The sequence below is a fragment of the Streptomyces yunnanensis genome (assembly GCF_029011865.1).
Classification (GTDB): Bacteria; Actinomycetota; Actinomycetes; order Streptomycetales; family Streptomycetaceae; genus Streptomyces; species Streptomyces yunnanensis.
In genome coordinates this window covers 8,668,793-8,675,828 of record NZ_CP095749.1, presented here as the reverse complement: position 1 = coordinate 8,675,828, position 7,036 = coordinate 8,668,793, and the positions used below count along the sequence as shown (strand labels likewise).

The 7,036-nt window shown below is 66.3% G+C and carries 5 protein-coding genes and 1 pseudogene; 1 reads left to right on the top strand and 5 read right to left on the bottom strand.

Annotation, left to right across the window (positions count from 1 at the left end):
* Positions 1–8: 8 nt before the first annotated feature.
* From MOV08_RS38065 to bla, 4 genes are all read right to left on the bottom strand, one after another.
* Entirely contained in the window at positions 9–257 is a 249-nt protein-coding gene (locus MOV08_RS38065) for an acyl carrier protein (protein WP_039638737.1), read from the bottom strand.
* Between the two features lie 3 nt (positions 258–260).
* Positions 261–1,094 (bottom strand): acyltransferase domain-containing protein, encoded by an 834-nt coding sequence (locus MOV08_RS38060; RefSeq protein WP_268254040.1) that lies wholly within the window; start codon positions 1,092–1,094, stop codon positions 261–263.
* Positions 1,095–1,278: 184 nt separating this feature from the next.
* Positions 1,279–2,208, bottom strand: coding sequence for a LysR family transcriptional regulator (locus tag MOV08_RS38055; RefSeq protein ID WP_275310677.1), 930 nt, complete (start codon positions 2,206–2,208; stop codon positions 1,279–1,281).
* Between the two features lie 1,041 nt (positions 2,209–3,249).
* A complete protein-coding gene (gene bla, locus MOV08_RS38050) occupies positions 3,250–4,167 on the bottom strand; it encodes a class A beta-lactamase (RefSeq protein ID WP_275310676.1) in 918 nt (305 codons plus the stop codon).
* 312 nt (positions 4,168–4,479) lie between these two features.
* Between bla and MOV08_RS38045 the strand changes: the two are divergent.
* Positions 4,480–5,448, top strand: a pseudogene (locus MOV08_RS38045) (ISAzo13 family transposase); the annotation flags it as partial.
* 86 nt (positions 5,449–5,534) lie between these two features.
* On the opposite strand, the gene ltrA reads toward MOV08_RS38045, so the two are convergent.
* Positions 5,535–6,797, bottom strand: a complete 1,263-nt coding sequence (gene ltrA, locus MOV08_RS38040; protein ID WP_275306292.1) for a group II intron reverse transcriptase/maturase — start codon at positions 6,795–6,797, stop codon at positions 5,535–5,537.
* Positions 6,798–7,036: the final 239 nt, after the last annotated feature.

Genomic DNA, 7,036 nt, shown 5'->3' with positions numbered 1-7,036 from the left:
CCGTCCTTCTAGCTCGCGGAGATCTTCTTCTGGACGAATCCGTCGATCGCGTTCAGCGAGACGAAGACGTTGGTGAGGATGTCCTCCGAGGTGATCTTCACGGAGAACTCGGACTCCAGGAACTTCATCATCCGGACGTAGCCGAAGGAGTCGATGACACCTGCCTTGAACAGGTCGGTGTCCGGGGTGATCGAGTCGTCGAACTCGAAGAGGAAACGGTCCTCCAGGTACTTCCGGATGCTGTCCGTCGTCGTCATCAGTCACGCTCCAGCCTTGATCTTGTACACCATGTGGGAGAGGGCCAGGCCCCCTATTTCGTCGAACTCCAGCCCGTCGTCGCCGTCGAGCAGGGTGCGGACGCTGTCGGTCCACCGCACCGGGGTCACCAGCTGCTCCGCGAGCATGCGGGCCGTCTGTCCCGGCTCGTACGGCCGGGCGGTGACGTTGGAGATGACCGGGGTGGCGGGTTCGGCGAAGCTGAACTGCGTCAGGAATTCGGCGAATCGCACCCGGGCCGGCTCCATGTACCGGGAGTGGAACGGCGCACTGACCTTCAGTGGCACGAAGCGGATCTCCCGGCGTGCCAGGCAGTCGTGCGCCGCGGTCAGTACGGGGGGTGTGGCCGCGATGACGACCTGCGAGCCGGTGTTGAAACCGGCGATGTCGACACCGTCGACACCGTCGTCCGCGAGGATCTGCAGCAGCTTCTCCGCCGGTGTGTCCATCACCGCGGTCATGCCGCCGTCGGAGGCCGCCGCCATCAGCTCGCCGCGCTTGGCGACCAGCCGCAGCCCCGTTTCGAAGTCGAAGACACCGGCGGCGAGCAGGGCGTTGTACTCGCCCAGGCTGTGCCCCAGGTAGCAGTCGGCCGGCCGGTCCTCACGGTGCACCCGCTCGAACGTACGCAGCGCGTTGACCGCGTAGAGCGCCGGCTGGGTGTATTCCGTGCGGGCCAATAAGTGGTCCGGATCCTCGGTGCATAAGGAAACGAGGTCGTACCCCAGCACGTCCGAGGCGAACTGCACCAGCCCCGGATAGCGCTCGAACACCTCACCCCCCATTCCCTTTTCCTGGCTTCCCTGGCCTGCAAACATAACCGCCAGCACGACACTCCTTTATCTTGCGACAGCCTGCGAGAGGGGTCATCGACCGGATTGAAAAAGCTAGGAACGCGCCGGCATCACACGGCGGAACTCGACGCCAACTCCCAGGGAAGAAAAGCTCACTTCGACCAGGCTCACATCGTTTCGACAGCGTCGCACCGCGGGACCTTCCGGATCATGCAATCGATTTCACACCGCAGCCGAGCGAAACCGCCGACCTCAGCACTTGGAGGAAGGCCCTACCGCGACTGCTCATGGTCAGATCGGGCATCATGGCCACACCGAGCGACGCCGAAGGCACCTCACCGGCGATCTCGACCGCGCACACCGTGCCACCGTCCAACGTCGAGGCGTGCGCGGCGCGTTGATACATCAGGCCGAAGCCGGAGCCGGCGGCCACCAGCCCCCGCATCGTCTCCAGACTCGTCGTCGTGATCACGCGCGGCATGCGGACGCCACGATCGGTGAACATCGCTTCGCAGTGTCGGAGAACGGCCGGGTCGTCCAAGGTGACGAGCGGGCGGGCGGCCAATTCCTCCAAGCCGAGCGAACCGGCCGCGCTCATCGGGTCGTCATCGGCCAACAGCGCGTGCATCGGCAGGGTGACCAGCGGACGGAACCTGGCATCACCGGCCAAGAAGTCATACGTCACCGCTACTTCGTATCGGCCGTCCTGAAGGAAGGTCAGGAGTTGCCCGGCGGACGCCTCCGACACGTTCAGTTGCAGCGCCGCATACCGCTCTCGTGTCATCCGGTGGACCGGGGGCAGCAGGAACGGGGCGAGCGAGGAGAGGAATCCCACGTCGAGGGGGCCGGCGGTGTCACCCGCCAGGGCATCGCCGCGCGCCTTCAGGCTCCGGGCCTGCCCCAACAGTGCGCGTGCCTCGCGCAGCAGGTGCCGGCCGCTCGGCGTGAGCGTGACCCCACGGGCGTGATGACGGAGCAGGAGCTGCACGCCCAGTTGACGTTCCAGCCTCATCACGGCCGAGGAAACGGTGGACTGCGACGCGCTCAGCTTCTCCGCCGCCTCCGATATGTTGCCCACTTCCGCGGACACCACGAAGTAACGCAGTTGCGTGAGACTGAAGCCCAGGTGATCTATCACAACGCACGTCCGGAGGGCTTTTTCCGGACTCTGGCCGCGCGCACCCCGCATTCGGCGACACTGCCGCCGAGGGCCATGCGGAAAGGGGTGACGCGCTGCCGACGGACCCTGTGCCGGTCGAAGGCCCGACGGGCCGGGGCACGGCGGGGTAACTCGACCGGAGTCCGGCGCAGGCCGGCGGTGACCATGAGTGAGACTCTCCTCGACTTCGATCGACGACAAGCAGGCGGTCTCCCCGCTGCCCAGGGCAGGGCGCCCTGATCAGCGTGAATGGTGATGTTCTTGCGACCTTCTGACCGTCGAGTCGTCGGTCGTGCTCAGGATCGCGTCGGGACTCGGTTCAAGATGGGTGTGGAACAGGCTGTGAGGCCGGCAGATTTGGCTGCAACGTCGAAGAACAGCCGGGCCGACAGCGTGGGGGGTGTCAGCTTCTTCGCGAGGGGGGAATACGAGTGCGCCTGTTGAACTCCCAATCTCTCCGTTACGGCGGCGCCACGAGAATCGATCCCAACGGTCGATCCAGGTGTGGCCGTCGCTCCTGGCGTTGGCGATCACCATAATCGGACGTCTGCGCGCCCGGAAGACGAAGTTTTAGGACGCCCCCATCATTTGGCCACGTGTGAATCGGCCAACGGGATTGCTCGATGATTCAGGCGCGGCAGCGCGGTGCGGCGGTCGTCCCGGCGCCGCGGAGACCTTTCACCGTGCCGCCAAACCGCTTGAAATGGCGGGCTCTGCACGAAAGTTGGGCGCACTCCACGACCACACCTCGATGTTATCGCCGGGAATGGCCGACGGCGCCCCGTCGAGTGGTCGACGGGGCGCCGTCGGCGCCATTCCAGCCAATGGTGTCGCGCGCCGGCGGCCGGGTGGGTGTCTTGTATCCGCCCGACGCCGCTCGACATCAGTCGTCCTCAGGGTGTCGGGCACGCCAACTTCCCGGTCCGACCGGTGGTCGTCCGCGTCAGGTGAGGGCGGGGACGAGCAGGACCGCGACTGTCGGCAGCGCGCGGCGAAACTGCCTGGTGGAGGAGGTGGTCGTCACTCGCCGGGGGCGAGGGTGCGCGCGACGATGCGGGCCGCGTCCGCGATCAGCGCCTCGTCCACCGGGGCGTCCTTGGCGGATTTCGTCGACAGTACGGCCAGCACGATCGGGGTGCTCCGGCCGGTCCAGGCCACACCGACGTCATGGGCGGACGCGTAGTCACCGGTGCCTGTCTTGTCGCCGACCACCCAGTGCTGCGGCAGTCCGGCGCGGAACCGATGCTCGCTGGTGGTGTTGCCCTTGAGCCAGGTGACGAGTTGCTCGCGCGCGTCATGGGTCAGCGCCCGGCCCAGCGCCAGCCGCCCGTAGCTGGTGCCGATCGCCTCGGGCGTGGTGGTGTCGCGCAGGTCGCCCGGGACGGCGGTGTTGAGATCGGGCTCCCAGCGGTCGAGCCGGCTGGTCGGGTCGCCGATCGACCGGAAGAACCGGGTGAGGCCCTCGGGCCCGCCGAGCTGGCGCAGGAGGAGGTTGCCGGCCGCGTTGTCGCTGTACTGGATCGTGGCGGCGCACAGATCACCCACCGTCATGCCGGTGTCCACGTGCTCCTGGGTCTTCGGCGAGTGCGGCAGGATGTCCCTGGCCGGATAGTGGATCACCTTGTCCAGCGGCGCGCAGTGCGCGTGGTCGCGGAGGACCGCGGCGGCGGCGACCGCCTTGAACGTCGAGCACATCGCGAACCGCTCCTGCGCGCGATGGGCGACGACCTGCCCGGTGCGGGCGTTGCGCGCGTACACCCCGAGGCGCGCCGCGTACCGCCGCTCCAGATCACGCAACTCGGCGGCAGCACCGCGCAGTTGGCCGGAGCCGGCGGCCGAGGCGGCGGACGACGACGCGGCGGAGGCGAGTACGGCGGTGGACGCGGCGAGGCCGGCCTTGAGCAGGCCGCGTCGGGGCAGCGGGCTGGCACTGGTCATGTGCGAAGGTCTCCGGTTTCGTCCAGGGGGAAGTTCTCGAAGCCCCGACCGCGCGGAGCTCCGACGAGGAACAGCGAAGCAGCCGGCCTGCACCCATGTCCAAGAGTGAAGAGTGAACGCCCCATAACTTCTTGATATGGGAAGTCGCCCCTCCGCCCCACGAGAACACCGGATCATGCCGCCTTACCAGGACCATCACCGCCTGCGGGCCCCAGTCCGCCAGAACCGGGACCTGAGGGAAGCGGTCACCGCCCGGTAGAAGCCGTAAAGAATCAAGGTGCTGCTTTACAGGTGTGGGCTCGTTGTCAGGGTATGGCGGTTCCGGAGGAGATCTGTTCCCAACTCCAGTGCAGGTTCTCGGTGTTGTTGCCCCATCTGAACGAGCGGCAGCGGCGGCTGGCCCTGGCCACCGAGGCCCGACTGATCGGGCATGGCGGGATACGGGCGGTAGCGCGGATCGCGCAGGTCAGCGAGACGACCGTGCGTCGTGGCGTGTCGGAACTGGAAGCGGGGGCCGGGCCACTGCTGGACGGCCGGGTGCGTGCACCAGGCGGAGGCCGCAAGCGGGCTGAAGCCAACGATCCTGCCCTGCTCAAAGCCTTGTTGGGCCTGGTCGAGCCGGACGAGCGGGGAGATCCTCAGTCTCCGCTGCGGTGGACAACGAAGTCGCTGCGCAACCTGGCCGAGGAGCTGACCCGGCAGGGGCACCCGGTGTCCGCGCCGACGGTGGGCCGGCTACTCAAGCAGGAGGGCTTCAGTCTGCAGGCGAACGCCAAGACTCTCGAGGGTGCCCAGCATCCCGACCGGGATGCCCAGTTCCGCTATATCAACGAGCAGGTCAAGCAGCACCAGGCCGACGGTGAGCCGGTAATCAGCGTGGACACGAAGAAGCGGGAGCAGATCGGACGGCTGCCCATGGCCGGCCGCGAGTGGCGGCCCAGGGGCGACCCGGTCGAGGTGGAGGACCATCACTTCTTCTTCAGCGGTCCGGACGTTCAGCAGGCGATCCCGTACGGGATCTACGACATCGCCCGCAACACCGGCTGGGTCAACGTCGGTGTCGACCACGACACGTCGGTCTTCGCGGTCGAGTCCATCCGCCGCTGGTGGCGCTGTCGCGGCAGCCTCGACTACCCAAAGGCGTCACGGCTGCTGATCACCTCGGACGCGGGCGGCTCCAACGGTTACCGCTATCGGGTCTGGAAGAGCGAACTGGCTGCTCTGGCCGCCGAGACGGGCCTAACGATCACGGTGTGTCACTTTCCTCCGGGCACAAGTAAAGTCGGGTAGCCGGAGGGATTCGCACCCTCCGGCTCCCACAGATCCGTACGTGACGATCTCTCGTCATACGGCTCTTGTCATCCTGATCACCAGGCCAAGGAGGGGGAACTGACCCATCTCCACTGCGCGAACATCCCCGGGCGGCGCTTGGCTGCCCTCTGGAAGGCCGCGATGGCCTTCCTCATCGCGCGAAACCGTCTGTACTTGTTGCGGAGCCAGCGCACCAGGTAGGCGTTGATGCGCATCAGAAGTGGATACAAGGCCGATCGGTAGAACCGGCCGTAGTACTGCATCCAGCCCGCGACGATCGGATTGATCCGCTGCGCGAGTTCTTCCACGGTGTGGTTGACCCGCCGGTGAAGCCGCCAGGAGCGGACCTCCTCGCCGAGTCGTTTGAGGGCGTCCCTGCTGACCGCGGGACGGAACGACCATCTGATGCGGCCGTTCTTGTCCCGCATCTGGCGCTGTTGGAACGTGAACCCCAGGAACGTGAAAGACGTGTGCTCGTACGAGCCGCGCCGCAATCCGTCCTGGCAGTAAACGATCCGGGTCTTGGCCGGGTGCAGACGCAGCCCGACCTCGGCCATCCTGTCCGAGAGCGCGGCCAGCACCTGGCGGGCCTGGCGCTCAGTGACGCAGTGCACGACCGCATCGTCCGCATAGCGTTCGAACGAGACAGCAGGGAACTCCCGGGCCATCCAGACGTCGAACGCGTAGTGCAGGAACAGGTTCGCCAAGACGGGAGAAACCGGGGCTCCTTGTGGCGTCCCGCACTCCCGTTCCAGCAGGGTGCCGTCGGGCATCTTGAGCGGGGCAGCAAGCCACCTCCGCACATACAACTTCACCCAAACGGCTTCGGTGTGTGCTTCTACCGCCTTGACCAGGAGGTCCCAGGGCACACTGTCGAAGAACTGGGAGATGTCGAACTCGACAACCCAGTCCCGTTTCCAGCTGCGTTCCCGACACTTCTCCACGGCATCCAAGGCGGACCGTCCGGGCCGGTATCCGAAGCTGTCCGGATGGAAAATAGGATCCACCCTCCGCACCAGATGCCGGGCCACTACGGTCTGAGCCACACGATCAGCGACGGCGGGAATACCAAGGATTCTCTCACCGCCGCCATGTGGCTTAGGAATAGCCACCGCACGCACCGGAGGAGGAAAGTAGGAGCCCGACGACATCCGGTTCCAGACCCTGTAGAGATTGTTCTTCAGGTCCTTCTCGAATTCGGCGATGCTCTGCCCGTCCACTCCCGGTGCTCCCCTGTTAGCCCTGACTTCCTCCCATGCTTCTTTGACTTCCCACTTAGAAATCTCAAACGGCTTGGCCTGTGACTTCAACTGGCTCACCGAACTCCTCCCGGACACCGTCCGGTTGATGCGATCAACACAGTCACGGACGACCCGGCCCCTTCGCTCCACCCCCGTTACAGGGGCTTCACCACTACTACGAGCCGGTCCGCCGGCACGTCCCGCGTCGGTACTCGGCCCCTTCGCGGCACAACCGCTCGGGGTGCTCCCTCTCGCCCGCCCCTACCAGGACGGGCTGTATCGGTACGCGCCTTCTCCTGTTCCACATGACCGCGGCA